This is a genomic window from Streptomyces sp. NPDC048481 (assembly GCF_043200075.1).
In the GTDB taxonomy this organism is placed as follows: domain Bacteria; phylum Actinomycetota; class Actinomycetes; order Streptomycetales; family Streptomycetaceae; genus Streptomyces.
Window position 1 is genome coordinate 193,407 of record NZ_JBICXC010000001.1, and the last position, 26,177, is coordinate 219,583.

Annotated in this window: 24 protein-coding genes and 1 tRNA gene; 10 read left to right on the forward strand and 15 right to left on the reverse strand. The window is 74.1% G+C overall.

Features of this window, described 5'->3' with window-relative positions; translation table 11 throughout:
* Nucleotides 1-57: 57 nt before the first annotated feature.
* Genes ehuA through ehuB form a run of 4 tightly spaced genes read right to left on the reverse strand, consistent with a single transcriptional unit; the run spans nucleotide 58 to nucleotide 3,191 of the window.
* Nucleotides 58-882, reverse strand: a complete 825-nt coding sequence (gene ehuA, locus ACGFSH_RS00815) for an ectoine/hydroxyectoine ABC transporter ATP-binding protein EhuA (protein ID WP_393343587.1) — start codon at nucleotides 880-882, stop codon at nucleotides 58-60.
* Nucleotides 872-1,519, reverse strand: coding sequence for an ectoine/hydroxyectoine ABC transporter permease subunit EhuD (gene ehuD / locus ACGFSH_RS00820; RefSeq protein WP_393343589.1), 648 nt, complete (start codon nucleotides 1,517-1,519; stop codon nucleotides 872-874). The genes ehuA and ehuD overlap by 11 nt, the downstream gene beginning before the upstream one ends.
* Nucleotides 1,516-2,265 carry an ectoine/hydroxyectoine ABC transporter permease subunit EhuC gene (gene ehuC, locus ACGFSH_RS00825; protein WP_393343591.1) on the reverse strand — a complete coding sequence of 250 codons (750 nt, stop codon included), beginning with the start codon at nucleotides 2,263-2,265 and terminating at the stop codon, nucleotides 1,516-1,518. The genes ehuD and ehuC overlap by 4 nt, the downstream gene beginning before the upstream one ends.
* Nucleotides 2,265-3,191, reverse strand: coding sequence for an ectoine/hydroxyectoine ABC transporter substrate-binding protein EhuB (gene ehuB / locus ACGFSH_RS00830; protein ID WP_393343593.1), 927 nt, complete (start codon nucleotides 3,189-3,191; stop codon nucleotides 2,265-2,267). The genes ehuC and ehuB overlap by 1 nt, the downstream gene beginning before the upstream one ends.
* Before the next feature lie 435 nt (nucleotides 3,192-3,626).
* On the opposite strand from ehuB, the gene ACGFSH_RS00835 reads away from it, so the two are divergent.
* Nucleotides 3,627-4,124, forward strand: a complete 498-nt coding sequence (locus tag ACGFSH_RS00835; protein ID WP_393343595.1) for a cupin domain-containing protein — start codon at nucleotides 3,627-3,629, stop codon at nucleotides 4,122-4,124.
* Between the two features lie 38 nt (nucleotides 4,125-4,162).
* Here ACGFSH_RS00835 and ACGFSH_RS00840 read toward each other — a convergent pair whose 3' ends face one another.
* Nucleotides 4,163-5,125: a D-2-hydroxyacid dehydrogenase gene (locus ACGFSH_RS00840; RefSeq protein WP_393343597.1), complete on the reverse strand. Its 963-nt coding sequence runs from the start codon at nucleotides 5,123-5,125 to the stop codon at nucleotides 4,163-4,165.
* Nucleotides 5,126-5,532: 407 nt separating this feature from the next.
* Between ACGFSH_RS00840 and ACGFSH_RS00845 the strand changes: the two genes are divergently transcribed.
* On the forward strand, nucleotides 5,533-6,264 hold the full coding sequence (locus ACGFSH_RS00845) for a decarboxylase (RefSeq protein WP_393343599.1): 732 nt from the start codon (nucleotides 5,533-5,535) through the stop codon (nucleotides 6,262-6,264).
* Nucleotides 6,265-6,356: 92 nt separating this feature from the next.
* On the forward strand, nucleotides 6,357-7,535 hold the full coding sequence (locus tag ACGFSH_RS00850; RefSeq protein WP_393343601.1) for an LLM class flavin-dependent oxidoreductase: 1,179 nt from the start codon (nucleotides 6,357-6,359) through the stop codon (nucleotides 7,533-7,535).
* On the opposite strand, the gene ACGFSH_RS00855 is transcribed toward ACGFSH_RS00850, so the two are convergent.
* Complete coding sequence (locus ACGFSH_RS00855) at nucleotides 7,514-9,394, reverse strand: putative bifunctional diguanylate cyclase/phosphodiesterase (protein ID WP_393343603.1); 1,881 nt, start codon at nucleotides 9,392-9,394, stop codon at nucleotides 7,514-7,516. The genes ACGFSH_RS00850 and ACGFSH_RS00855 overlap by 22 nt on opposite strands.
* Nucleotides 9,395-9,679: 285 nt before the next feature.
* Here ACGFSH_RS00855 and ACGFSH_RS00860 point away from each other — a divergent pair, with 285 nt between their 5' ends.
* Complete coding sequence (locus ACGFSH_RS00860) at nucleotides 9,680-10,999, forward strand: M6 family metalloprotease domain-containing protein (RefSeq protein ID WP_393345439.1); 1,320 nt, start codon at nucleotides 9,680-9,682, stop codon at nucleotides 10,997-10,999.
* Nucleotides 11,000-11,061: 62 nt separating this feature from the next.
* Here the strand turns inward: ACGFSH_RS00860 and ACGFSH_RS00865 are convergent.
* The 7 genes from ACGFSH_RS00865 to ACGFSH_RS00895 form a co-directional block, all read right to left on the reverse strand.
* Nucleotides 11,062-11,135 (reverse strand) — tRNA-Lys (locus tag ACGFSH_RS00865).
* Entirely contained in the window at nucleotides 11,126-11,713 is a 588-nt protein-coding gene (locus tag ACGFSH_RS00870; protein ID WP_393343605.1) for a bifunctional DNA primase/polymerase, read from the reverse strand. The genes ACGFSH_RS00865 and ACGFSH_RS00870 overlap by 10 nt, the downstream gene beginning before the upstream one ends.
* Nucleotides 11,714-11,941: 228 nt before the next feature.
* Nucleotides 11,942-12,310: a hypothetical protein gene (locus ACGFSH_RS00875; RefSeq protein WP_393343607.1), complete on the reverse strand. Its 369-nt coding sequence runs from the start codon at nucleotides 12,308-12,310 to the stop codon at nucleotides 11,942-11,944.
* Nucleotides 12,311-12,501: 191 nt separating this feature from the next.
* On the reverse strand, nucleotides 12,502-13,842 hold the full coding sequence (locus ACGFSH_RS00880; protein ID WP_393343609.1) for an AAA family ATPase: 1,341 nt from the start codon (nucleotides 13,840-13,842) through the stop codon (nucleotides 12,502-12,504).
* Nucleotides 13,839-15,527, reverse strand: coding sequence for a hypothetical protein (locus tag ACGFSH_RS00885; RefSeq protein WP_393343611.1), 1,689 nt, complete (start codon nucleotides 15,525-15,527; stop codon nucleotides 13,839-13,841). The genes ACGFSH_RS00880 and ACGFSH_RS00885 overlap by 4 nt, the downstream gene beginning before the upstream one ends.
* Complete coding sequence (locus ACGFSH_RS00890; RefSeq protein WP_393345440.1) at nucleotides 15,518-16,657, reverse strand: hypothetical protein; 1,140 nt, start codon at nucleotides 16,655-16,657, stop codon at nucleotides 15,518-15,520. The genes ACGFSH_RS00885 and ACGFSH_RS00890 overlap by 10 nt, the downstream gene beginning before the upstream one ends.
* Before the next feature lies 1 nt (nucleotide 16,658).
* Entirely contained in the window at nucleotides 16,659-17,612 is a 954-nt protein-coding gene (locus ACGFSH_RS00895; RefSeq protein ID WP_393343613.1) for a phosphatase PAP2 family protein, read from the reverse strand.
* Nucleotides 17,613-17,833: 221 nt separating this feature from the next.
* On the opposite strand from ACGFSH_RS00895, the gene ACGFSH_RS00900 reads away from it, so the two are divergent.
* Entirely contained in the window at nucleotides 17,834-18,427 is a 594-nt protein-coding gene (locus tag ACGFSH_RS00900) for a histidine phosphatase family protein (RefSeq protein ID WP_393343615.1), read from the forward strand.
* A 50-nt stretch (nucleotides 18,428-18,477) separates the two neighbouring features.
* On the opposite strand, the gene ACGFSH_RS00905 is transcribed toward ACGFSH_RS00900, so the two are convergent.
* Complete coding sequence (locus ACGFSH_RS00905; RefSeq protein WP_393343617.1) at nucleotides 18,478-19,938, reverse strand: hypothetical protein; 1,461 nt, start codon at nucleotides 19,936-19,938, stop codon at nucleotides 18,478-18,480.
* A gap of 256 nt (nucleotides 19,939-20,194) precedes the next feature.
* Between ACGFSH_RS00905 and ACGFSH_RS00910 the strand changes: the two genes are divergently transcribed.
* Together ACGFSH_RS00910 and ACGFSH_RS00915 are read left to right on the forward strand one after the other, a co-directional pair.
* The gene (locus ACGFSH_RS00910) at nucleotides 20,195-20,587 is read left to right on the forward strand and encodes a hypothetical protein (protein ID WP_393343619.1); all 393 of its coding nucleotides are present in this window, start codon (nucleotides 20,195-20,197) and stop codon (nucleotides 20,585-20,587) included.
* A gap of 250 nt (nucleotides 20,588-20,837) precedes the next feature.
* Nucleotides 20,838-21,704: a spermidine synthase gene (locus tag ACGFSH_RS00915; RefSeq protein WP_393343621.1), complete on the forward strand. Its 867-nt coding sequence runs from the start codon at nucleotides 20,838-20,840 to the stop codon at nucleotides 21,702-21,704.
* 53 nt (nucleotides 21,705-21,757) lie between these two features.
* On the opposite strand, the gene ACGFSH_RS00920 is transcribed toward ACGFSH_RS00915, so the two are convergent.
* Nucleotides 21,758-22,276: a hypothetical protein gene (locus ACGFSH_RS00920; protein WP_393343623.1), complete on the reverse strand. Its 519-nt coding sequence runs from the start codon at nucleotides 22,274-22,276 to the stop codon at nucleotides 21,758-21,760.
* A 143-nt stretch (nucleotides 22,277-22,419) separates the two neighbouring features.
* Between ACGFSH_RS00920 and ACGFSH_RS00925 the strand changes: the two genes are divergently transcribed.
* The 3 genes from ACGFSH_RS00925 to ACGFSH_RS00935 all read left to right on the forward strand — a co-directional run bounded on the left by ACGFSH_RS00925 (nucleotide 22,420) and on the right by ACGFSH_RS00935 (nucleotide 26,170).
* Nucleotides 22,420-23,127 (forward strand): response regulator transcription factor, encoded by a 708-nt coding sequence (locus ACGFSH_RS00925; protein WP_393343625.1) that lies wholly within the window; start codon nucleotides 22,420-22,422, stop codon nucleotides 23,125-23,127.
* Nucleotides 23,124-24,494 carry an ATP-binding protein gene (locus ACGFSH_RS00930; RefSeq protein WP_393343627.1) on the forward strand — a complete coding sequence of 457 codons (1,371 nt, stop codon included), beginning with the start codon at nucleotides 23,124-23,126 and terminating at the stop codon, nucleotides 24,492-24,494. The genes ACGFSH_RS00925 and ACGFSH_RS00930 overlap by 4 nt, the downstream gene beginning before the upstream one ends.
* Before the next feature lie 203 nt (nucleotides 24,495-24,697).
* Nucleotides 24,698-26,170 (forward strand): cellulose binding domain-containing protein, encoded by a 1,473-nt coding sequence (locus tag ACGFSH_RS00935; protein WP_393343629.1) that lies wholly within the window; start codon nucleotides 24,698-24,700, stop codon nucleotides 26,168-26,170.
* The last annotated feature ends 7 nt before the right edge of the window (nucleotides 26,171-26,177 follow it).

Genomic DNA, 26,177 nt, shown 5'->3' on the forward strand with positions numbered 1-26,177 from the left:
GTCCGGACTGTGCGTCCGGACCGTGTGCCCGGACCGGGCGCGGGGGGCCGGGCCGGGTCACAGCACGGCGCCGAGGAACTCCCGGGTCCGTTCCCGCTCCGGCTCGCTGAAGATCTTCTCCGGCGGGCCCGACTCGATGACGCGGCCGGCGTCGAACATCAGGACCTGGTCCGAGATGTCCCGCGCGAAGCTCATCTCGTGCGTCACACAGAGCATCGTGATGTCGGTGGTGCGGGCGATGTCCCGCAGCACGTCCAGGACGCCGGCCACCAGCTCCGGGTCCAGCGCGGAGGTCACCTCGTCCAGCAGCAGGACCTGGGGCCGCATCGCCAGCGCCCGGGCGATCGCCACCCGCTGCTGCTGGCCGCCGGACAACTGCGTGGGGTACTTGTCGACGTGCTCGCTCAGCCCGACGAGTTCGAGCAGGTCACGGGCGCGCTCCTCGGCCTCGTCCCTGGACAGGCCGAGGACGGTGACCGGTGCCTCGGTGATGTTGCGCAGCACCTTCATGTTCGGGAAGAGGTTGAACTGCTGGAACACCATGCCGATGTTCTTGCGGACTTCGCGCACGTGCTTCTCGCCGGCCCGGACGAGCTTGCCGTTGCGTTCCTCGTGGGTGAGGTACTGGCCGCCGACCCTGATCGTGCCCTCGTCGGGCGTGGCCAGCGTCATCAGCAGCCGCAGGATCGTCGTCTTGCCGGAACCGGACGGGCCGATCAGGGTGACGTGCTTGCCGGAGTCGACGGAGAAGTCGAGCCGGTCGAGGACGGTGTTGTCGCCGAACCGCTTGGTGACCTGGTCGAAGCGGATCAGTTCGCTGCCGTCCACCGGCGGGTTGGCGACGGCGTCGGCGGTCTGTGCGGTGTCGGTGTCAGCGGACAAGGCGTCGCTCCAGGAGTCGGATCAGGAGGGAGGCGGGGTAGGCGATGACGATGAACGCCACGCCCACCACGGTGAGCGCCTCCGTGGTGAAGGTCTCGTTGCTGAAGGTCTGGGCCTCGCCGAGCATGTCGAACGCGCCGATGGTGGCGATCATCGGCGAGTCCTTGAGCATGGCGATGACGTAGTTGCCCAGCGGCGGGACGACCCGGCGGATCGCCTGCGGAAGGATCACCACCCGCCAGGTGCGGCCCCTGGACAGGCTCAGCGCCGTGGCCGCCTCCCACTGGCCGGCCGGGACGCCGTCGATGCCCGCCCGGTAGACCTCGGCGGTGTACGTGGAGTAGTGCAGCCCGAGGCCGACGATCCCGGTGGTGAGCGGCGACATCGAGGGGCCGAAGTTCGGCACCACGTAGAACAGGAAGAACAGCTGCACCAGCAGCGGGGTGTTGCGGATGAACTCCGTCACCGCGACGACCGGCCAGCGCACCCACACGCGCGCGGAGCGCTGCGCGAGGGCCCAGACCAGGCCCAGGGCGAAGGCGATCAGGCTGCCGACGGCCAGCGCCTGGAGGGTGACCAGCACCCCGTCCCAGAACCGCGGCATGAAGTCGTCGACGACGTTCCAGTCCCAGTTCATCGCACACCTCCCGCGGACCGCGGACCGGCGGGCAGGCCCGCGCCGCGCGCGCCGCCGCCCGTGCCGGTCCCGCCACCGCCGCGCGTCTTCCTCGGCAGTTCGCCGACCCCGGCCTTGGCCCTGCGCTCCAGCATCCGCATGCCGCGGGTGATGACGAAGGCGAGGAGGAAGTACAGGACCAGCAGCAGCGTGTAGACCGGGGTGGTCTCGTTGGTGCCCAGCCGCAGCAGGTTGCCCGCGAACGTCATGTCGGCCACCGTGATCACCGAGACCAGGGCGGTGCCCTTCAGCAGCTCGATCAGCAGATTGTTGAACGGCGGCATCATCTCGGGCCAGGCCTGCGGCAGTTCGATCAGGCGCAGCCGCTGCCACCGGGTGAAGTCGAGCGCCACGCCCGCCTCCTTCTGCGCCGTCGGGACGGCGGCCAGCGAGCCGCGGACGATCTCGGAGCCGTAGGCCCCGTAGGTCAGGCCCAGCGCGCTCACGCCCGCCCACAAGGGCTCCAGCTGCCAGCCGAAGAGGGGCAGCGCGAAGAACATCCAGAACATCAGCACCAGTGCCGACATGCCGCGGAAGACCTCGAAGTAGACGCCGGCCACGAAGCGGACGATCCACAGGCGCGAGCCGCGGGCGAGACCGATCCCGAAGGAGACCGCCGCAGCCAGGACGGCCGAGAGGAAGGTCACCTGGACGGTGATCCAGACGCCCGGCAGGAACCAGGTCGTGAAGAACTGCGCACTCATCATCAGCCGCACAGCTCCTTCGCCGTCAGGTCGGTCATGTCGGCCTCGGTGAAGCCGAACGGGCCGACGATCTTCAGGAGTTCCCGGTAGCCGTCCCGCTTCAGCTTCAGCAGTTCCGCGTTGAAGGCGTCGCGGAGGTTGCGCTCGGACTGCCGGAAGGCGAAGCCGCCCGCGCCGTAGGCGGGCTTGCCGTCGACCACCGGCTGGAACGGCTCGGTCGCCGACACGCGCGCGGAGCCCGCCACCGCCGACCTGACCGTGATGCGGGTGCCCGCGAACGCGTCCACCCGGCCCTGGGCCACCGCGTCCAGCCCGGCCACCTGGTCCGGCAGGACCAGGACGTCGCCGATGCCGGCCGCCCTGGCGTAGTCGATCTGGGCGTACGCCTTTCCGGAGGCGAGTTTCAGCCCCTTCTTCTCGATGTCGGCGTACGTCCTGATGCCGTGCGGGTTGCCCTTCCTGACGATGAAGGAGTCCAGCATCAGATAGTCCGGGTCGGCGAACAGCACCTGCTCGCAGCGGACCGGGTTGATGTACATCCCCGCGGACACCACGTCGAACTGCCGCGCCTTCAGGCCGGGTATCAGGGCGCCGAAGTCCACGGGCACCGGCTTGACGTCGTCGATGCCGAGCTTCTTGAACACCGCCTCCGCGATCGCGGGCGCCTCTCCGGTGGCCCGGCCGTCCTCCCCGACGTAGCCGAAGGGTGGCTCGCTCGCGATGCCGATCTTCACGGATCCCTGATCGCGCAGGGTGTCCAGGAGGCTGCCTCCCAGCACCTTTCCGCCGTCCGGGACACGGCTGCACCCGGCCGCCCCGAGGCTTCCCGCGATGCCCAGCGACACCGCTCCCGCAAAGAGCGAACGGCGGCTCAGCCCACGGGAGGGTCTGCCGGCGGTTTCTGGTCGGTTTGCATGTGGTCGAGCCATGGGCGCGCAGCTACCCGACATCACACGAGTCATGCCGGTGGCTTTCGGCACGGCTGACCGCCCGCCCCGCGGTCTGCCGGGCGGGCCCGCCTGCCCCGTCCGTCCGTCCGCGGGAGTCGCGCAGGTGCGGACCGGACCGTCGCCATGGCAAAGACGCCCGCGGGCCCGCCCCGGCCGGCCCGCGCGAGCGCCCCCGTTCCGCCGTGGACGGGGCCGTCGCCCGGCGGGCGGTCCCGCCGCGCGCGTGCGGCTGTCGGCCGGATCGACCCACGACGTCGACCCGTGACGTCGACCCATGACATCGACTCCCGAATTGACCCACGAGAGTGCCTCGGAATTGAACCCCTCGCCGGGTCTTTCGGCCGCCTAGATTGATCTGTGTGCCGGTCCTGCGGCTTCGTCCGCGGGACCATCGACCGACCTCCGGGAGTCCCCATGAGCAGCCCCCTCCTCGTCCGCGCCGACCACGCCGAGACCGTGCAGGACGGCGCCCTCAGCCTGATCACCCTGCTCGCCGACGCGGGCGCCACCGACGGGGCCCTCACCGCCAACAAGGCGACCTTCGCCAAGGGCTCGCCCGGCGCCCCCGCCCACTTCCACACCAAGGCGACCGAGGTCTTCCTCGTCCTGGACGGCACGATGCGCTTCCTGGTCGGCGACGAGGTGCGCACCCTGGGCGCCGGCGACTTCCTGACCGTCCCGCCGACCGTCCCGCACGCGTTCGCGCCGGGCGTCGACAGCACCGCCGAACTGCTCGTCCTGTTCACCCCCGGCCTGCACCGCTTCGACTACTACCGGCTGCTGGAGCGGGTGTACCGCGGCGAGGCGGACGTCGAGGAGATCCGGGCGAGCTCCGAGCGGTACGACAACCACTACTTCGCGAGCCCGGTCTGGCAGGAGGAGCTGCGCCGCACCGCCCCGGCCACCGCCTGACCGTCCGTGCCCCTCTGCGGCACCGGCCCCCTGGGCCGTCAGTGGCCGGGCACGTAGCCGCGCTGCTTGTCGACCACGTTCTTCAGCGGCCGGCCCGCCGCCCACCGCTCGAACAGGTCCACGAACTGAGCGCCGAGTTCGTCGGACGACCCGATGGTGTCGCCGCTCATGTGGGGTGAGATCAGCAGCCCCGGAACCCGCCACAGCCGGCTGTCGGGGGCGAGCGGCTCGTCGGAGACGACGTCCAGCGCGGCGCCCGCGATCCAGCGCCGCTCCAGCGCCCGCACCAGCGCGTCCTCGACGACCAGCTGTCCGCGGCCGACGTTCACGAACCGGGCGGAGGGCTGCATCACGCCGAACCGGCGGGTGTCGAACATGCCGCGCGTCTGCTCGGTGAGCGGGGCGGCGGCGATCACCCAGTCGGCGCGGGCCAGGAGCCGGTCCAGGTCCTGAGGGCCGTGGATGCCGGTGCGCGGGACCCGGCCGACGACCGCGACGGTCAGCCCGAGCGCCTTCAGCGTGCGGGCGATCGCCCGTCCGATCGGCCCGGACCCGACGACCACGGCCCGGCCCCCGGCGACCCGCCGGGTCTCCCGGTGCACCCACGCGCCGCGCTGCTGGAACTCCCAGGTGCGGGGCAGGTCCTTGGCCATCGACAGCACCAGCGCGGCGACGTACTCGGCGATCGGCTCGTCGAAGACGCCGCGGGCGTTCGTCACCACCGTGTCCGACGCGGCCAGTTCCGGGCACATCACGTGGTCCACGCCCGCGCTCGCGGTGTGCACCCAGCGCGGCCGCGGCCCTTCGCCCGGCCAGGCGGCGCGCACCGCGTGCGAGGTGAAGTCCCAGACGAGCAGCACGTCCGCGGCCGGGAGCCGTTTTGCGAGCGAGGCCTCGTCGGTGTGCAGCACCCGGGCCCGTCCGGTGAGCCGCCCCAGCCGGGGGAGGGGGTCGGCGTCGAGGACGAGCAGCGTCGGGAGAGCCTCCGGGGCGTCGCCCATCCGGTGCCCCCCTCGTCCGTGACCCATGTGTCCGACGTGCGCGGATCGACCACGTTGGCACCCGGACCCGCGGTCGTCAACACGGCCGCCGCGCCGCCGCGTTGCGTCCCGGCCCGTCCGCCGCTGCGCGCGGCCCGGCCGCCCCGCGCCGCTCCCGGGCCCCGGACCCGCCCGGCCCCCGTCCGGAGCCCGAATCGTGCATACCGGTCATCTCGGCCAACCAGGTGACCGTGTGGGCGGCGTTGCGCCGACTGGGTACCCGAGCGGTGGGACCGTACAGGCGTTGCTGGAAGCCCCGGCGCGCGTGCGGCCCGCCGAACCGCCGGACACCCGTGCGCCGCGGCGACGCTCCGCACCGCGGGAGGCCCGGTACCGCCGGACGATGAGCAGCAGCAGGAAGGCTGGACATGACCGCACTCGGAATCCTCTACCCGGGCCACTCGGCCGAGGACGACTACCCCCGCATCGAGCAGCTCCTGGGCAGCGACATCCGGGTGGACCTGGTCCACACGGACGTCGGCGAGGACACCCACCGGGTCGACGCGCTCAGGGGGCTCGGCGCGCCCGAACGGCTCGCGAAGGGCGTCGAGCAGCTGCGGCTCGCCGGCGCCGAGGCGGTCGTGTGGGCCTGCACGAGCGGCGGCTTCGTGCACGGCTGGGACGGCGCCCAGGAGCAGGTGCGCACCCTGGCCGTCACCGCCGGGATGCCGGCCTCCTCCACCTCCTTCGCCTTCGTGTACGCGGCCCGCGAGGTCGGGGCCGCCAGGGTCGCCGTCGCCGCGGTCTACCCGCAGGACGTGACCGCGCTGTTCGCCGACTTCCTGCGCGCGGGCGGACTGGAGGTGACCGGCGTGCGCGGCGGCGGGGCCGCCGGCGCGGCCGAGGCCGGCGCGTGGGGCGAGGCGGAGGTGCTCGCCCTCGCCCGGGCGGCCGACACCCCCGACGCGCAGGCGGTCCTGCTGCCCAGCACCGCCCTGCACACGGCCGCCTGGCTGCCCGCGCTGGAGGAGGCACTCGGCAAGCCCGTCCTGACCGCCAACCAGGTCACCGTCTGGGAGGCGCTGCGCCTGACGGACCGCCGCGTGCACGCGCCGGGGCTCGGCGCGCTGTTCGTGCGGGAGCCGACCGTGCAGGTCTGAGCCGGTGGGCCGCCCGCGGCCGGGAATAAGCGGGGACAGCCTCCTGTTGGTGCGACGAGGACGGACACACGGTCGACGACAGGAGGACCCCCGTGGCGGCGGACGAGACGGCGGACGAGACGACGGCCACCGGGACGGCCGGAGCCGATGCGCCGGCCACCGGGACGGCGGCGACCGGTGCCACGGCCGCGGACGAGATCCGCGGCACGGCGCTCGGGAGCGCCCCCGTGCCCCTGTCCGTGCTGGACCTGGTCACCGTCGGCTCCGGCCGGACCGCGACCGACGCCCTGCGCACCAGCGTCGACCTCGCCCGGCTCACCGAGTCCCGCGGCTTCCACCGCTACTGGGTCGCCGAGCACCACTCCATGCCGGGCGTCGCGTCCTCCTCGCCCGCCGTGATCCTGGCCCACCTCGCCGCGCACACCGAGCGCATCCGGCTCGGCTCCGGCGGCGTCATGCTGCCCAACCACGCCCCCCTGGTCATCGCCGAGCAGTTCGGCACCCTGGAGGCGCTGGCCCCGCACCGCGTCGACCTCGGACTGGGCCGCGCCCCGGGCACCGACGGCGCGACGGCCGCCGCCCTGCGCAGGTCGGCCACGCTGAACGAGGGCGCCGACGACTTCCCCGAGCAGCTCGCCGAGCTGATCCGCTTCCTGGACGACGACTTCCCCGACGGCCACCCCTACCGCAGGATCCACGCCATCCCCGGCCCGGTGCAGGGCTCGTCGCCGGGCGGCGTCCAGTCACCGCACCGGCCGCCGGTCTGGCTGCTCGGCTCCTCCGGCTTCAGCGCCCGGCTGGCCGCGGTGCTCGGCCTGCCCTTCGCCTTCGCGCACCACTTCTCCGCGCAGAACACCGTCCCGGCGCTCGACCTGTACCGGGAGTCGTTCCGGCCGTCCGCGGTGCTGGAAGAGCCCTACGCCCTGATCGGCGTCTCCGTGCTCGCCGCCGACGACGAGCGCGAGGCCCGCCGCCAGGTCCTGGCCACCGGCGTCAACATGCTCCGCCTGCGCACCGGCCGCCCCGGCCTGTTCCCCTCCCCCGAAGAGGCGGAGGGCTACGAACTGGGCCCCATGGAGCGGGAGTTCATCGACTCCTGGACCGCGAACATCGTCCACGGCGCCGCCGAGGAGGTCCGCGCCGGACTCGATGAACTCCACAAGCGCACCGGCGCCGACGAGTTGATGCTCACCAGCCACGCCCACCGCGGCGAACTGCGCCTGCGCTCCTACGAACTGGTCGCCGACGCCTACGGGTTGCCGACGGCGTAGGACTGCGACCCGGAGTCCGGGGCGGGCCGCGTCCCGGCGTCCGCCCCGAGCAGTTCGGAGATGCGGTCCGGCGACACCGGGCGGGAGTACAGCCACCCCTGCCCGGTGTCGCAGCCGATGCTGCGCAGCCGGGTCGCCTGCGCGGACGTCTCCACGCACTCGGCGGTGACGGTCAGCCCCAGCCGGTGCGCGAGGTCGATCATCGCCTCGACGACCACCTGGTCGGCCGGGTTCGGCGGGGCGGCCCCCTCCTTGTCGCTCTCGTACTGGAAGCCGCGCACGAAGGACCCGTCCAGTTTCAGCACCGACACCGGCAGCCGGCTCAGATAGGCCAGGTTGGAGTAGCCGGTGCCGAAGTCGTCGATGGCGATCCCCACGCCCATCTCGCTGAGCGCCTGCAATGCCTGCAACGGCCGTCCCGCCGAGCCCATCACCGCGGACTCGGTCAGCTCCAGTTGCAGCAGACGCGGCGGCAGCCCGGTCTCGGCGAGGATCCTCGCCACGTCCGCCACCAGGTCGGAGTCCCACACCTGACGGACCGCCACGTTGACGCTGACGAACAGCGGCTCCTCGTCGGGGTTGTCCAGCTGCCACTGCCGGGCCTGCCGGCAGGCGGTGGCCAGAACCCATCGTCCGAGCGGGACGATCGAGCCGTCCTCCTCGGCGAGCGCGACGAACCGATTCGGCGACAGCAGCCCGAACCGGGGGTGGTCCCACCGCACCAGCGCCTCCACCCCGCGCAGCCGGCCGTCGGACATGCCGACCAGCGGCTGGTAGTCGAGGCGGAACTCGCCACGTTCGATGGCGGGCCGCAGCGTCGACGCCAGCGCCTGCCGGGTCATCAGATGGGCGTTGCGCTCGGGGTCGAACAGCGTCCAGCGGTCCTTGCCGTCCACCTTCGCCCAGTACAGGGTCGTGTCGGCGGCCTGCATCAGCCCGGTCGCCGTGGTGCCGGCGGCGTGCCGTTCCACGACCCCGATCGACGCCGAGACGTTCAGCCGGTGCCCGGCCAGGTCGAAGGGCGCCTGGAGCGCCTTGAGCGCGCACTCGGCCAGGTCGGCGAGCTGGTCGGTGCCGGTGGAGTCCTCGACCAGCAGGGCGAACTCGTCGCCGCCGAGCCGCGCCACCAGCGGAACGCTCGGCCGGGTCTGCCCGGCCGCGGCGGCGCACTCCGTGAGCCGCTGGGCGACGGCGGCCAGCAGCCGGTCGCCGACGCGGTGCCCGAGGGTGTCGTTGACGGCCTTGAAACCGTCCAGGTCCAGGTAGCACAGGCCGATCCGGCCGGTTCCGCTCTGTTCGTACGCCTCCGCCTCCAGTGCGGCCGACACCCGCTCGAAGAACAGGGTGCGGTTGGGCAGCCGGGTCACCGGGTCGTGCATCTGCAAGTGGCGCAGCCGTGCCTGGAGGTCGCGGTGGGCGCTGACGTCGGTGACGGACAGCAGTACGCCGGGCTCGCCGGCGTCGAGCGGGGAGACGGTGATCTGCGTCCACAGCGAGCGGCCGTCGGGCTGCTTCAGCCGCCGGGTGCAGCGCAGTTTCGCCCGCCGGCCGCGCAGCACCTCGCGGTACGCGTGCCAGGTCCGCGGGTCGGAGGCCAGGTCCAGCAGGTCGGAGGCGACCCGTCCGACCAGCGCCGCGCTGCCGCCGCCGAGGAGCGCGCCGAGCGCGTCGTTGGCGTCGACGACACGGCCCTCGCCGTCGACGACGGCCATGGCGAGGGGCGCCGCGCCGAAGACGGAGCGGTAGGCCGGCGGCCGGCGCCCCGGAGGGCCGCCTTCCGTACTGTCGATGTCACTCTCTGTGACGGCTGACCGGTCGAGGTCTGCCGCGGGCGTCGGCCCTTCGGACGTTCCGCTCACCGCTCGCTCCCGCAGTGCACTCGATCTCTGTCCGTGCAGGAAAGTCTGCCGATCATAGATGCTGCCCCCGGACCCGCGCAGCCACTGCCCAGTGTCCCGGAACAACCCGCTCTTCTGACAGATCGTTTCTGCCCGCACCTGGCCCCGTTCTGAGGGCGGACGACCGCTTGTGACGTTCCGTGAGAATTCCGGGGGTGTCGGGGTGATGCCCGTTTCCCGTCGCCTCACTCGTCTGGGGCAGACAAACAGGGCGTAGTACGACAAATTCACACAGGCTGGGTGGCGGTGTCCCGTGAACCGCCCCCGGAGGTCTCTGTGCCGCGTCTGCCGCGACCCGTGCGACTGTTCCCCTGCCCCCGACTGCGCAGTACGGCGGCCGTGTTCACCACCCTCTCCGCGCTCGCGGCCACCTCCCTGATCGGCGGCCCCTCGGTCGCCGGGCCCTACTCCGCGACGCCGTGCGCCCTGGCCCGCACCGACGCCCACCACTCCGAGGGCCTGGACACCTGGAACACCGCCTACCCCCGCCCGACGCGCGCCCTGGACGCGGTCATGGTCTTCCTGTCCTTCCCCGACTGGACGCCCATGGCCACCCCCGCCGAACTGGCCGCCGACCACTTCCCGGCCACCACCCGCTTCTTCCGCCAGGCCTCCTACGGCAGGTTCACCCTGCGCCCGCACCCGCTCAAGCGGTGGATCCGCATGCCGAAGCCGTCCACCGCCTACGCCATACAGCGCGACTGGAGCCCCGAGGGCCGGGCCGCCTATCTGCGCGACGCCCTCGCCGCGGCCGACCCGCACGTCGACTTCTCCCGCTACGACCTCGTCTACTTCGTGGCCGACCCGGACGCACCCGGCGTCGACTCGGACGCCACGAAGGTCGTCAACCTCCAGACCCCGCTGCACGCAGACGGCACGGACATCCCCCGCGTCGTCACCGTCTTCGAAAAGCACCCCCCGGACCGGCTCGTCCTCGCCCACGAGACCGGGCACGTCTTCGACCTGCCCGACCTCTACCACCGGCCCGCCGACGGCAAGGGCGACTGGGACACCTACGTGGGCGACTGGGACCTGATGGGAAGCCAGTTCGGCCTGGCCCCCGACCTGTTCGCCTGGCACAAGTGGAAGCTGGGCTGGCTGGACGACCGCCAGGTGGCGTGCGTGCACGGCCCGGGCCCGACCCGGCTGACCCTGGAGCCGCTGGCCGCGGGACCCGGAGTGCCGGTCGCCCGCGCCTCCGGGCCGCCGGCCTTCGGACTCGGCGAGGGCCTCAAGCTCGCGGTGGTGCGCACCGGCCCCGACAGCGCGCTCGCCTTCGAGGCGCGCGGCCCGTTGGGCAGCGACCGCGCGGCCTGCCGCACCGGCATCCTCGTCTACCGCGTGAGCAGCGGCGCCCGTTCGGGCCGCGGTCCCGTGGAGGTGCTCGACGCCCACCCGCACACCGAGGCCTGCTGGGAGAACTCGGTCTATCCGCCCCTCGCCGACGCCCCGGTGGGCCTCGGCGAGAGCTTCACCGTCCCCGGCAGCGGCGTCCGCGTCGACGTGGAGGCGCGCACCGCGTCGGGGGAGTGGGCGGTGAAGATCACGCCGGGCGTGAACCTCTGAGAGCGCGCCCGCGCCGGGCATGCGAAAGGCCCCTCGCTTCCGCGAGGGGCCTCTGCCGTCTGTGCGCCGCCAGGGACTCGAACCCCGGACCCGCTGATTAAGAGTCAGCTGCTCTAACCAACTGAGCTAGCGGCGCCTGCTGACGTCGTAGACCTTAGCATCCTGGTCGGGGGGAGGAGAAATCGATATGCGCACCGCCGAGCGGGCCGCCCGGACCGCCGCCCACAGCAGGATCTCGGGCCCCGGCAGCCAGGGGTGACGGGTGTCCGGGGCCACCATCCAGCGGGTGGCGCACCCGGCGTCGGAGGGGGTGAGCGCGGGCACGGTCACCGCGTCGCCGGTGCCGTGGCACAGCAGTGGCGGCACGGTCGCGGCGCGGCCCTCCCGGCGGCCGTCGGCGCCCCACTCCTCCCACTCCAGCAGCGACGGAAGGCGATGGGCGGTGCCCGGAGCGGCGAACAGCAGCGTGCGTCCGCGGAACGCGGCCACCGGGCCGGAGCCCGGCCCCTCGGCCCACAGCCGGTCGAGCATCAGCCGCCCGAACAGCGCGGGCGCGCTCACGATGTCGAACACCGAGCCGCACGGCAGGACCACCGGGGCCTGTGGCCGCTCCTCCCAGAACGCGAGCGTGCTGCGCGGATACGTTCCGGCGGACGCCAGCCAGGCCGCGCCGTCCGGGGTGACGCCGAGAGGTTCGTCGTATGCGCTGCTCATGCCGTCAGGTCTACCTGGAGTGAACGGGTGATTTCGCAGGGTTGCCGGAAAACGGGACGCCGGGCGACGAGGAGGAGTATCTTGCCCGCCCGGCATATGCCAGGGGGGCTGAAGTACCGGCTCAGCGGGCGTCGGCCGTGTCGGCGGGAGGGGCGCAGGGTGCCCGCGCGCGGGGACCGGGGGGCGCGGGCGAGCGAGGGCGGCGCCGTGGGGGCCGCCGGGTGGTGTTCAGACGGTGTCGGCGGGGCCCCGGCCCTCGGCGTCGCCGCGCAGCAGATCGCGGCCGAACTCGACCATCTTCTTCGCGTAGTCCTCGGTCCACTCGGCCCGGTCGGCGATGTCCGCCGCCGTCAGCCGGTCGAAGCGGCGCGGATCGGCGAGTTGCGCGGCCGCCACGGCCTGGAACTCCACCGCCCGGTCGGCCGCCGCCCGGAACGCGAGCGTCAGCTCCGTCGCCCGCGCCAGCAGCGCCCCCGGATCGTCCATCGACTCCAGGTCGAAGAAGTGCTCCGGGTCACCGGTCGCGGCGGCGGGCTCGAAGAGCAGGGGCGCGGGGCGTAGCCGCGGTTCGTTCCGACGCGGCGTGGGCTCCGCCATGTCTCGACCTCCTCGTACGGTTCGTATGACGCCACCGGTGGACGGCGCCGGTGGAGTGGACCACCTTCCATTGTCCCCCGGTGACACGGGAGCCATTCGGCCCCCGACTCTCAAGCCTCGAACGCCCCCCGATGTTCCCGGCGCCGCCGGGCCCACGCGCCGGCTCACCCCGCCGGGCGCGCGCCCCGGGCTCACGGTGCCCAGGGGACGCGGTGTTCCGCGAGGTGGGCCAGGACGGCGTGGTTGGCCTCCCAGCCGTCCGGGAACTTCACCAGCGTCCCGAGCTGGACGGGTTCCGTCGAGGGGTACTCGTCCAGCAGGTCGCCCACTCCCGCCCGGCACACCACCACGCACGCGTGCCGGTGGCGGGAGGCCAGGACGCACAGGCGCCCCGTCTCCAGGTGGAAGGCCGTGGCGTCGGGGCGGCCGGAGAGCGGGTGCAGGATCACCGTGACGTCGAACTCCATGCCCTGGAGCCGGTTCGCCGTGTCCACGGTCACGTCCGCCACGCCCAGTTCGCTCAGCGCCGCGCGCACCGCGGCCGCCTGGTCGCGGTGCGCCGTGCCGACGGCGACCCGGCCGGCGGTCAGCGGGGCCGGGTCGGGGGAGCCCTCCGAGAGGGCCGCTCCGCCCCGGTCCAGGAGGCGCCGCACCACCGTGGCGACCGCCCGCACCGCCTCCGGGTCGGTGCGCGGGGTGTGCCGGGCGGGCAGCTCCAGCAGGCCCCAGCCCGACTCCGCCGCCTCGTCGATCACCCGGTCGGCGCCCGAGCCGTCCGAGGGCACGGCGAAGGACAGCGACCGGTCGCCGTGGTCCGTCCCGCTGCGGAACGGGGTGTACGGGTAGAACGCGTCGGAGACCAGAGGCGCGGCGGACGCGGGGAGCCGCCAGGACACCGGAAGCCGGTGCTGCGGCAGCTGCGGGTTGTGGGCGAGCAGGGTGGACACCGCCGACGCCGACGGGTCGTAGGACAGGCCCGCCCACTGCTCGCCGCCCACGATCGAGAACGGGTCCAGCTGTCCCGGGTCTCCCACGAACAGCGCCCGCTCGAACAGCCCGGCCACCGCGAGCAGCCCGTCCGACCGCATCTGGTACGCCTCGTCCACGATGGCGTGCCGCCAGGGCTCGTCCACTTTCACGTGCGCCCACTTGGCGGCGGTGGAGACGACCACCGGCAGCCCGGTCAGCTCGCCCGCCTTCGCCGACTTGCGCACGTTCGGCAGCCGGTCCAGCGCCTTGTCGTACGGGTCGGCGTCGCTGCTGTGCAACCGGCCCACCGGCAGCTCGGGGCTCTTGCGCGCCAACCGCGCGACCAGGTCGTCCACCTGGGCGTTGGTCTGGGCGACCACCATCAGCGAGCGCCCCGCGTCGGCCAGTTCGAGCGCGGCGCGGACGACGAGCGTGGACTTGCCGGCCCCCGGCGGGGAGTCGACGACCACCCCGCGCGCGGTGCCGTGCAGCGTGTCGCGCAGGATGGCGTCGGTGGCCCGGGTCGCGGCGGTGCCCGGGTCGACGGCGGCCTCGACGGTCACAGAAGGTCCTCCTGGGTGACGGAGTCGGGGGACTCGGGCGGCTGCTCGCCGGGCGGCCCGCCGTGCGTCCACGGCGTCTCCTCCGGGTCGGGCAGCTTGGCGCCGCCGCGCTGTTCGTGCTCGAAGAGGGTGAAGCAGAGCCGGTCGCCCTTCTCCGGCACGGACCCCGCCTCCGGCTCCTTGCCGCGGCCCATCTTGTCGACGATCCGCAGCACCAGCAGACCGGTGTCCGCGACCCCGTGCCCCCCGCCCCCGCGGCCCGTGCCGTCCTCGAAGCCCGCGCCGTCCGCGCCGTGCGCGCCGTCCGGATGGGTTGCGCCGTCCGGGTCCTCCCAGCGCACGAACTCCGCCGCCTGCGGCTTTCCGCCCAGCGACCGGTACACCTTGGCGCGCTCCGCGAGATGCGGCATGTCCTCCGTGCGGACGGTGACCAGCGGGCGCGGGCTCGGCCTCTTGCCCTCGCCGTACGCCATGACGACGTCGACGACCTCGCCCGTGAACGCCTCCCCGGCCAGCCGCCGCGCCGCCATCACCAGCGGGTCGTCCAGCGCCTCCTGGGCCTCCAGGCGGGCCTGTTCGCGCTCGCGCGTGGCGAGCTTGTTCGCGGCGGTGACCGCGTCGTCCCGGCGCGGCTGCGGCGGCTCCCCCGCGACGACCCGGTCGCGGTGGCCGGTGAACGACCAGCGGTCGCGTGTCCACCGCTCCTCGACGTGCGCGCCCTCCGGCAGCGACCGCAGCAGGTCCAGACCGCGCCACACCGCGTCCCAGGTGGGCAGCGTCCGGCTGCTCACCAGCGCGCGGATCTCGCCCTCGGCGGCGGTGAGCGCGCCCAGCCGGTCGTCGGCCTCCAGACCGTCCTCGGCGGCGGCCAGGGCGGTGCGCGCGCGGTCGTAGCGCTCGATGGCCGGGGCGAGCAGCTTGTTGTCGAAGGCGGGGTCGGTCGCCGGGCCGGCCGGCGGGCACAGCAGCTGGCCGCCGGCGTCCCGCGCCAGCTCCGCCCGCAGCGCCGCCCGCGCGCCCGTCTCGCCCGGCGGGGGGTCGATCCAGGCCAGCAGCGCCCCCAGGTGCTGGTCCTCCAGGCTGGACTGCCCCGTGGCCCAGTGGCGGCCCAGCAGTTCCGTGACGGCGAGCAGCAGGGACGAGCCGGGCACCCGGGAACGCTCCCCGAAGTGGGTCAGCCACCGCCCGAGCAGCGGCACGCGCGGGGGCGCGGGATACGGCGTCTGCGGATCCTGCTCGGCCGTGCGCCGAAAGCGCATGGAGCGGCCCAGGAGGCGCACGTAGTCGACGCCCGCGCGGCTCGGGACGATCAGCTGGGGCGCGTCGGCGCACAGTTCGACCTCGACCTTGACGCGTTTGCCGGTCTCCGGGTCGGTCTCGTTGCGCTCGGCGGCCTCCACGTCGTCGGCGTAGGAGTCGATGTGGGGCAGCACGATGTCGGCCAGTTCCGCGAGGAACGCGAACCGCAGGTCGCGGTCGCGGGGCTGCGGCACGACGAGCAGGCGCGGCGCGTCCCGGTCGGTGCCGACCAGCGCGCCCAGCGGGGCGCCGGCCTCACCGGCGGTGGTCAGCGGCACGAAGACGAGCGGCCGCTCGGACAGGCGCCGGTGGCGGACGGTGGCGGTGGGCTGGGCGCGGCCGGTGGCGACCGCCTCGAGCCGGGCGAGGGTGGCGATCAGCGACACGCGGGCACCGCCCCGGCGTCCGGCGTCCGCCCGTCCCACGGCGCGTGCGCCGACCGTGCGTGCGGGACGGCCGTCTCCAGCGCCTCGGCCCGCAGCGCGGCGGCTCTGCGCAGCGCGGCCACCGCCGGGTCCCGTGGATCGCCGGCCTCGCCGCGGGAGGCCGCCAGGACCTCGTCGACGGTCGTCAGGGAGCCCAGTTCGGCCCGCACCGACCGGCCCAGGGAGGTGACCGCGCCGGCCGCGCGGGAGCGGTCACGGCAGTGGAAGGCCAGCTCGCAGGCGGCCAGGCACTCGGGCGCGTAGGTCGCCGCGACCGATTCGACGGCCGCCGTGAGCTGTTCGGCGGGCAGCGCGGGGGAGAAGCAGGCGTCCTCGGGGAGGGCGTCGGCGATGTCCTGGACCCGGGTGAGCCGGGCCAGCTGGCGGCTGGTGACCGCGCGCTGCTTGCGCACGTCGACGGCGGACGCGGTGGGCAGGTTGGAGAAGTCCTTGGGGCAGACGAGCAGCACGCGGTGGCGCACGCGCGGGGGCGGGTCGAGGCGCGCGGCGACCTCCTCCAGGGCCAGCACGTAGACGGCGGCCTGCCGGGCGGCGGCGCCGACCTTGGCCGGGTCCGCCGAGCCGTCCAGCATCGGGAAGGACTTGATCTCCACGACCGTCCAGCTGCCGTCCGGGTGCACCACGACGGCGTCCGGTTCCAGGAAGGCGGCGGAGCCCGCGACGTCGAGCGAGAGCATCGGGTGGTCCAGGAGCGTCCAGCCGCCCGTCGCCGCGGTGGCCTCGCGCAGGGCCAGCGCGGTGCGCGCGGTGCGACCCTCGGGGCCGATCGCCGACAGCTCGGGCACCGCCGCGTCGACGGGCGGCGGCGCCGCCGGGTCCAGCCGTTCGTGGACCAGCCGCAGCAGTTCCGCGCCGCCGTCCGCCTTCACCTTCGCCTCGAAGGCGTTGCCGCGGGTCAGGGCGAACTGCGACTGCCCGAAGGCCGAGGGCGAGCCCAGCGCGCCGGCCAGCGCCGCCTTGTCGACCCCGGCGCCGTCGAGGATGGCGCGCCGCTTGCAGCCCGGGTTCGCGGCGAGCGCCGCGAGGGCACGGGCGTCCAGCGCCTTGGCCGGGACGTCCGGACCGCGCAGCTCAGCGAGCCGCTGCCGGAGCGCCGTCCCCCGCGTCGGCGGGAGAGGCTTCGGGGTCGGCTCCCGGCCGGGGCCGTGACTCGCGCTGCCGTGGAATTCGCTCACCCGTGGAAGTCTGGCATCCGTCACTGACAATCGAGGCCGGTGCGTCCGCGGAGGCCGCCGGGGCGAGCGGGGTGCGGGCCATGAGATACGCCCGCGCGCGGTCCGCGCCGCGCATCACCGGCGGGGTCAGCAGCAGGGCGAGACCCATGACGGCCGCGCCCGCGACGGCGTCGAGGAAGTAGTGGTTGGCGGTGCCCATCACCACGAGCGTCGTCACCAGCGGGTAGAGGACGCCGGCCGTCTTGGCCGTGCGGGTGCCGCCGTGCCGCCACAGCATCACACCGCACCACAGGGCCCAGCCCACGTGCAGGCTGGGCATGGCGGCGTACTGGTTGGTCATCCCGCCCATGCCGCGCGGAGCGCTCGCCTCGCCGCCCCACCAGCCGTACGAGCTGTACTGCGCCATCGTGTCGACGAAGCCGTGGCCCGCCGACAGCAGCCGGGGCGGGCAGGTGGGCATCAGCGTGAAGCCGATGAGGCCCAGGAAGGTGGACGTCAGCAGCCAGGTGCGGGCCGCCCGGTAGTGCAGCGTCCGGGACCGGAACAGCCACACCAGGATCGCCGGGGTGACCACGTAGTGCAGCGACGCGTACCAGAAGTCGGCCGGCACGCCGATCCACGCCTCGGTCCTGAACAGTCTGTTGAGCGGGTGCTCGGCGTTGATGTGCAGGAACTTCTCGATGCGCAGGATCGCCAGGCCGTGGTCGACGGCGGTGCTCACGTCGCCCCGCGCGAGCAGCCGGCCCGCCGAGTAGCAGACGTACACCAGCAGGATCAGGGGCAGCTCGGTCCACCAGCGCAGCCGCGCCCGCGGGGCCGCCTCGGTGCCTGGTGTCTCGGTCTGCGGCATCCGATCGCCTCCCCCTTCTGGTCTGTGTGGTCGCTGCGGCGCCGATGGCGCGGGACAGGCCACTTTACGGCGTGTGGGCGAGTCGGCGATGAGCGCCCCGGATCTCAAAGACGCTGAGATCGCCCGCCGGGTTGCCCCTGTTCAGGGTGAGCGATGATGGAGGGGATCCGCCCCTGATCGCAGCCCTGGTTCCTCCCAGGGTTCTCCCGGAAAGGTCCCCCATGGCACCGCGCATCCTGCTGGCCCGGCACGGACAGACGGAGTGGTCGCTGTCCGGAAAGCACACCGGCAGGACCGACGTTCCCCTCCTGGAGGAGGGCCGACGGGGCGCGAAACTGCTGGGCGAGCGGCTGCACCGGGCGCCGTACGGGGGCCTCGAGGGCGTGGAGACGCGCACCAGTCCGCTGGTCCGCGCGCGGGAGACGTGCGAGCTGGCCGGTTTCGGCGAACGGGCCGAGGCCTGGGACACCCTCATGGAGTGGCACTACGGCGCCTACGAGGGCATGACTCCCGCCGAGATCCAGGCCGTCCGGCCCGGCTGGCTCATCTGGCGCGACGGCGTGCCCGAGGGGGAGACCCTGGCCGAGGTGACGGCCCGCGCGGACGAGGTGGTCGCCTGGGCCCGCTCGGCCGACCGGGACGTCCTGGTCTTCGCCCACGGTCACATCCTCCGCTCCATAGGGGCACGCTGGCTGGGGCTGCCGCTGGACTTCGCGGCGCGGATCCGTCTCAACCCGACGTCGCTGTCGGTGCTGGGCTGGGCGTACGGCGAACCGGCGATCGAGAGCTGGAACGACCTCGGCCACCTGGCCTGACCGGCCCGCCCCCCCGGCGCCGGGCCGGCCCACCCCCGCACCGTCCGCGTTCAGGGCACGCGGGGTGTCGAGGCGTGCCGCTCCAGGAACGCGGAGACGCCTCCGGCGCGCCGGTGCGGCAGCAGCACCCGCGCCGTTCCCGCCAGCATGGTCTGGATCCGGGACGACTGGACCTGGTCCAGCAGGTCCAGGACCCGCATCCCGGCGACCGCGGCCTCGTCCGGCCGCCCCCCGCGCGCGAGATCGTCGGCGAACTCGGCCGTGTACAGGGCGATGTTGCGGGTGAAGTGCGGGTCCTGGAGCTGCGCGGCCCGCCCGGCGTGCCGGGCCGCGCGCGGCCACTCGCCCAGCGTGGACCAGCACTGCGCGGTGAGCCCCTCCAGCTCGGCCTCGCCGTAGAAGCTCATCCACTCGGGGTCGTCGTCGCAGGGGCCCCGGTCGTAGAGGGCCTGCGCGCGCACCAGGGCCTGTTCGCAGCCGGCCCGGTCGGCGAGCCCGGCCCAGCCGCCCGCCTCGCGCAGCGCGAGCAGCGACATCAGCCGGGGTGAGCCCAGCGGGCGGGCGACGCGCTGGGCGGCCTGGGCGGCCCGCACGGCCTCGCGCGGGCGGCCGGCGTCCCGGGCGAGGAACGCGGTGTTGCAGAACGCGTGGGCCTCCAAGGCCTCGTCTCCGGTCATCCTCGCCGTCGCCAGGGCTTCGGCGTAGTGCGAGCGGGCGTCGTCGAATCGGCCGGAGTCGTGCGCGAGCCAGCCCACCGAGATGGCCAGCTCCCCGGCGCCCGAGTGGAGCCGGTCGGCCGTCGTCTGCCGGGTGGTCCCGGCGTCCAGCAGCGCGTAGGCGGCGCGCAGCGGAGCGGCCGCGCGCCGGTAGAGGCCGTCGGCCCCGTGCCGGTCGTCCAGCAGCCGGATCCTGCGGACCGCCTCTTCGAGGGCGCCCGCCTCGCTCGTCCCGGCCCGGCGCACGGAGCGCGCCGGAGTGGACGCGTCGTGGGCGAACCCGAAGGGGCCCAGGGTGGCGACGGCCATGGTGGCGCCCCCACCGGTCATGAATGCGCGACGCAGCACGTCGCTCTCCTCGTGGTCGTGGTGCGTGTCGTACGGGTTCTGCGTGTCATACGGCTCGCCCGCTCCGCTCGTCTCACCCGTGTCGGGCTCGTCACCCGCGATGCGCGCCGGCCCGGTCAGGTGCGCGCGGGGCGCTTCACCGAAGCCGCGCGCCCCCCGGCCGCGAACGGTCGAGCGGGGCGCGAAGCCCAGGTCGGTGAGCGTGCGGCCGGGGAACATGTGCAGGAACACCCGCTCGTACGCGTAGTTGGGGCAGCGGATCTCACCGGCCTCGACCCGCCCGATGTAGCGCGCGTCGCAGCTGACCCGCTCGCCGATCTCGCGCGCTGCCCGCCGCACGAGTGCGGCGAACTCGGCCGGCGAGCGTTGTCCGCGCAGCCGGCGGAAGGTGAGGTTGGGCCGTGGTGGCCGGTCGGGCCGAGGTGGTGTCACCGTTGACGACGCCATGGCCGGGTCCTCTCGTGCGAACCGTCGAACCATGCCGGAGCAGGGGTGACGTGTCCTTGTGGCACCCTTGTTCCCGGCGGGCAAGAACGTACCTGCTGTGATCGGGCCGTCACGCGGTGTTTGGCTACAAACCGGATATCTCATCCGTGATCTGCCATGAACTGCCATCCTTTGCGGCGGACTTCCGCCGTAGCCCTTGACGCCGAGCGCCGTTGAACCTTGTGGACTACAGGCGGGCTGCGCGGTGGAGGCCGGGATGGAGACCAGGCAGAGCGACGATCCTTGTACGCCGCCAGGGGCGGCGTGCGACGTGGTGACGGTGCCCACCCGTCAGGGGCTGGAGGCGGTCGACATCCTGCGAAGGGCGTCGTCGCCCGGGGACGGGATGGGACCCGTGCTGCACGACGACGGCGACGACACCCTCGGCTTCGTGGTGCCGGCCGGGACGGCGGCGGCCTGGGACGTGCCGGGCAGCACCTGCACCGGGACCGACGGCCGCGGGCTGAGACTCGCCCCCGAGCCCGCCCCCCGGGGCCCGGACTGGCTGGTGCCGCCCGGTGAGGCCGACCTCGCGACGGATCCGGCGGCCCTGCGGCGGGCACTGGGCGAGGCGGCCCGGCTGATCGAGGCGGCGGACAGCTGCCGGTGACGTCGGCCTGACGTGCCCGACGTGCGTGACCTGCCTGACCTGCCCGACGGCTCTCGGCGGCGGCTGCATGGTGGTTGTCGCGCGGCACTCGGCTGAAGGCTTCCGCCGCCGGGTGGAGCGGGGCGGTGCGCGGGCCCGCGAGCCGTGCGCGGCCGGCCCGCACGAGCCGCCGGCCGCTCCCACGCGCGTGTGACGGGCCCCGCTTCGGCCGGGCGCGCAGAACGCCTCCCCGGCCTGCGAAAATGTTGTCATGGCAAAGTCCAGGAACACGCGGCGCGGGCGGGAAGCCGACGCCGTCGTCGAGACCGTCGACGGCGGACTCGCCCAGCTCGTGCCCGACCGGGACCGGCCGCGGGCCTGGACGCTGCTCCTCGACGGAGCCCCCCAGTCGCACGTCGACCTCGACGACCCCGCCCATCTGTCCTTCGAGTACCAGCGGCGCCTGGGCCATGTCATCGACCTCGCCTCCCCGCCCGGCAGACCGCTCCAGGTCGTGCACCTCGGCGGCGGCGCCCTCACCCTCGCGCGGTACGTCGCCGCCACCCGCCCCCGCTCCACCCAGCAGGTCGTCGAACGCGACGCCGCCCTCGTCCGACTGGTCCGCCGTGAACTGCCGCTGGACCCGAACGCGAGGATCAGGGTCCGCTCCGTCGACGCGCGCGAGGGGCTCGCCAAGGTGCCGGACGGCTGGGCGGACCTGGTCGTCGCCGACGTGTTCAGCGGGGCCCGCACCCCGGCACACCTCACCTCGACCGAGTTCCTCGACGAGGTCCGCAGGGCGCTGAAGCCCGGCGGGCGCTACGCCGCCAACATCGCCGACGGCCCGCCGCTGGCCCACCTGCGCGGTCAGATCGCCACCGCGGCCGCGCGCTTCCCGGATCTCGCGCTGGTCGCCGACCCGACCGTGCTGCGGGGCAGACGGTTCGGCAACGCCGTGCTCGTCGCCTCCGACCTGCCCCTGCCGATCGCCGAACTGACCCGCCGGGCCGCCTCCGATCCGCACCCCGGCCGGGTCGAACACGGCCGGGCGCTCACCGACTTCACCGGCGGGGCGGCGCCGGTCGCCGACGCCACGGCGGTGGCCTCGCCCGCGCCCCCGCCCTCGGCGTTCCGCTGACACCGGGGCGGGCGGCGGACGGCCCGCCGAGGGCGCATCGGCCCCGCGGCCGGTCAGTACGTCCCGATCTCCACCCGGGGCGGCCCGTCGTGCCAGGTGCAGAAGACCGACACCCGGTCCGCGCCGGAGGCGAACTCCACCCGGATCCACGACTGCGTCTTCCACACCTGCATCGACCAGCCCGCGCCCGGCGTCGCCGAGACGAGCGTCGCCGAGGTCCGGCCGAGGTCGAAGACGGCCCGGCCCCCGTCGGTGTCGTAACTTCTGACCGTGCTCCCGGCCGTCGCGGAGGCGGTGGAGGAGGGACCGGTCGTCGCTGTTTTCGCCGTCCTCGACGGAGCCGGCGCGGCGGGCGTGTGGCTCGGGCGCGGGGAGGCGCTCGCGGGCGGGGCGGGAGGAGGCGTCGGGGAGACGTCGGGTCCCGGCTCCCGGCCGCCCGCGGTGAGCGGCAGGGCGCGCGGGGGGTCGTAGACCGTGCCCGCCATCGCCGTGTGGACGCCCCACCACGACAAGGTGGCCGCCGCGCCGGTGGCGGACGACCAGGCCAGTACGTGTACGAGTCCTCTGCGCATCGCGGGCCATCTTGCCCCACCCGCCTCACCCGTGCCGCACAGTTGTGCGCGAGCCCCGGGCGCGCGCCCCACCGGTCGTCCACAGCCGCGGAGTTGTCCACAGGCCCGGGAGGGGCTCGCCGGCATGGCGTAGGTTGCGGCGCATGGCAAGTGTGCTCGTGGTCGAGGACGACCAGTTCGTGCGTTCGGCGCTCATCCGGCAGCTGACCGACGCCTCGCACACCGTGCGTAGTGTGGGCACGGCGTTGGAGGCGCTGCGCGAGGTCGCCCATTTCCGCTTCGACGTGGTCGTGCTGGACCTTGGCCTGCCCGATCTGGACGGCTCCGAGGCCCTGAAGATGCTGCGCGGCATCACGGACGTCCCGGTCATCATCGCGACGGCGCGCGACGACGAGGCGGAGATCGTCCGCCTGCTGAACGCGGGCGCGGACGACTACCTGACCAAGCCGTTCTCGGTGGAGCACCTGTCGGCGAGGATGGCGGCCGTGCTGCGCCGGGCCCGGTCCGCGGCCGGGGAGCCCGCGCCCTCCAGCGTCCTGCGCGTCGGCGGACTGGCCGTGGACCCGCTGCGCCGGCAGGCCGTGCTGGACGGTGCGCGACTCGACCTCACCCGCCGCGAGTTCGACCTGCTCGCCTTCCTCGCGGGCCGGCCCGGGGTCGTCGTCCCGCGCCGTGAACTGCTCGCCGAGGTCTGGCAGCAGTCCTACGGCGACGACCAGACCATCGACGTCCATCTGTCCTGGCTGCGCCGCAAGCTGGGGGAGACGGCGGCGAGGCCGCGCTATCTGCACACCCTGCGGGGTGTCGGGGTGAAGCTCGAACCACCGGGGGAAGGGGCGTCGGCGCTGTGAGATGGGCTCTGGTCAAGGTGTGCCTGGCGGTCACCACCATGGTCGTGGTCGCCTTCGCCGTCCCGCTCGGCCTGGTCGTCGAGGAGATGGCCCGCGACCGCGCGTTCACCAACGCGGAGCGGGAGGCCGCGGTGGTGGTCCCGGCCCTGTCCATCACCACCGACCGCGACCAGTTGGAGCGGGTGGTGGCCGCGGCCGGTTCCGACGACGGCATGGCCGTGCACCTGCCCGCGGGCGACGGCCGGGCGGCCGTCGACCTCGGCAGGCAGCGCGCCGCCGCCGCGGACGTCGCGGCCGTGCGGAAGCTGGGCCGGGCCTCGACGACGGACGTCCCGGGCGGCTCCGCGCTGCTCCAGCCCGTCGCGCTGGGCCTGGGGACCGCGGTGATCGAGGTGTACGTCCCCGAGTCCGCGATGAGCAACGGCGTGGGCACGGCCTGGGCGGTGCTGGCGGCGGTCGGCGTCGCGCTGGTCGTCGGCTCGGTCGCGGTCGCCGACCGGCTGGGCGTGCGCATGGTGCAGCCGGCCCGGCGGCTCGTCGAGGGCGCGCACGAGCTGGGGGAGGGCAAGCTCGGCGCGCGGGTCCCGGAGGAGGGGCCGAACGAACTGCGCCTGGCGGCGGTCGCGTTCAACTCGATGGCCGACCAGGTGGTGCAACTCCTCGCCAACGAGAGGGAGCTGGCGGCGGATCTGTCCCACCGGCTGCGCACCCCGCTCACCGTGCTGCGGCTCAACGCGGCCTCCCTCGGCGACTCCCCGGCCGCCGAGCAGACCCGTACGGCGGTCGCCCAGCTGGAGCGCGAGGTCGACACGATCATCCGCACCGCCCGGGAGGCGAAACCGCAGACGGCGGCCCCCGGTCCCGGCGCGGGGTGCGACGCGGCGGAGGTGGTGCGCGAGCGGATGGCGTTCTGGTCGGCGCTCGCCGAGGACGAGGGCCGCAAGGTGCGCACGGCCGGCGTCGACCGGCCGGTGCGCGTCCCCGTGGCCCGCGCCGACCTGGCCGCGGCTCTCGACGCCCTGCTCGGCAACGTCTTCCGGCACACCCCGGAGGGCACGGCGTTCGCGGTCGACGTCCACAACGGCGACGACGCGGTGATCGTGCTCGTCTCGGACGCGGGCCCCGGCATACCCGACCCCGAGACGGCGATGGCCCGCGGCCGGGGCTCGGGCACGGCCGGCTCCACGGGGCTCGGCCTGGACATCGTCCGCCGTCTCGCCGAGTCGACCGGGGGCGACGTCCGCATCGGCTCCTCGGTGCTGGGCGGCGCCGAGGTGCGCGTCTGGATACAGCTGGACGGCCGCGAACCGGTCCGCAGGGGCCACCGGGGCTCCGTCCGCCGCCGCGGACGCCTCGCGCTGAGATGACACCGCCCCGGACCCGCGGGGCTCCACCAGCCCCGCGACGGCCACGATTGGTCTCTACCTTTAACCGGTCCCGATGCCTTCCTTAAGCGCGGCCTAAGATCCCCGGCTCCCGTCCCTGTCAGGCCTTTTGTCCGTTTCATGGTCGCTAGCGTGCTGCCTCACCCCCCTCGGGAACCTCCGTGAACAGTGAAGGCAGGCACGGCATGAGCACGCACCGGCGCAGGATCAGCGGCAGGAACAAGGTCATCGGGGGCGCGGTCGCCGCGGCCGTGGCGGGCGGCGGGATCGCGCTCGTCACCGGCACCGCGCACGCGGCCGGGGTGGGGGCCGCCTACACCCGGACCAGCGACTGGTCGACGGGCTACACCGCGCAGTACGTGGTGACCAACGACAGCGGCGCGGCCGAGGCCGACTGGAAGCTGGAGTTCGACCTGCCTGCCGGGGCGACGCTCGGTTCGCTGTGGAACGCGACGTCGAGCGTGGCCGGGCGGCACGTCACGGTGACGCCGCCGAAGTGGGACACCGACGGGCTGGCCGCCGGGGAGTCGGTCACCGTCGGATTCGTGGTGCAGGGCGCCGGCGATCCGGTCGGCTGTCGCGTCGACGGGGCCCGCTGCTCCGCCGACGGCGGGGCGACCCCCGAGCCGAGCGGGCGGCCGACGACCGCCGCGCCCAGCGCCTCCCCCACGTCCTCGCCGACCGTGCCCTCCTCCAGCCCCACCCCCACGGTCCCCGCCTCACCCTCCCCGACCGCGAGCGGCACTCCCGGGACCGGCGCCCCCGCGTCCGCCGGTTTCTCCCCCTACGTCGACACCTCCCTGTATCCGGCCTTCGACCTGCTGGGGAACCTGAGCGCGACCGGCGTCAAGGACTACAACCTGGCCTTCGTGACCGACGGCGGCGGCTGCACGCCCAAGTGGGGCGGGGTGAGCGACCTCGCGAGCGACGCCGTGGCCGCGCAGATCGGCGCGCTGCGGGCCAAGGGCGGCGACGTGCGGGTCTCCTTCGGCGGGGCGTCCGGCTCCGAGCTGGCCACCACCTGCTCCTCGGCGGACGCGCTGGCGGCCGCGTACGGGAAGGTGGTCGACGCCTACCGGCTCACCAAGGTCGACTTCGACGTGGAGGGCGGGGCGCTGCCGAACGCCGCCGCGAACACCCGGCGTGCGCAGGCCATAGCCAAGCTCCAGCGGCAGCATCCCGGCCTGGACGTGTCGTTCACGCTGCCGGTGATGCCGGAGGGGCTGACCCAGGCCGGTGTGAGTCTGCTCGCGGACGCGAAGGCCAACAACGTGAGCATCGCCACTGTCAACATCATGGCGATGGACTACGGTCCCGCGTACAGCGGTGACATGGGCGGCTACGCCGTGCAGGCCGCGACCGCCACCCAGGCCCAGGTCAAGAGCGTGCTCGGGCTGAGCGACGGCGCCGCGTGGAAGGCGGTGGCCGTCACCCCGATGATCGGCGTGAACGACGTCGCCTCCGAGATCTTCACGGTCGAGGACGCCGGTCAGCTCGTCGCCTTCGCGAAGTCGAAGGGACTGGGATGGCTGTCGATGTGGTCGGCGACCCGCGACAAGCAGTGCCCGGGCGGCGCCAAGGGCTCGGCGGACGCCACGTGCAGCTCGGTCGTGCAGTCCCCTTCCGCCTTCTCGAAGGCCTTCGCGGCGTTCAAGTGACCGGGTG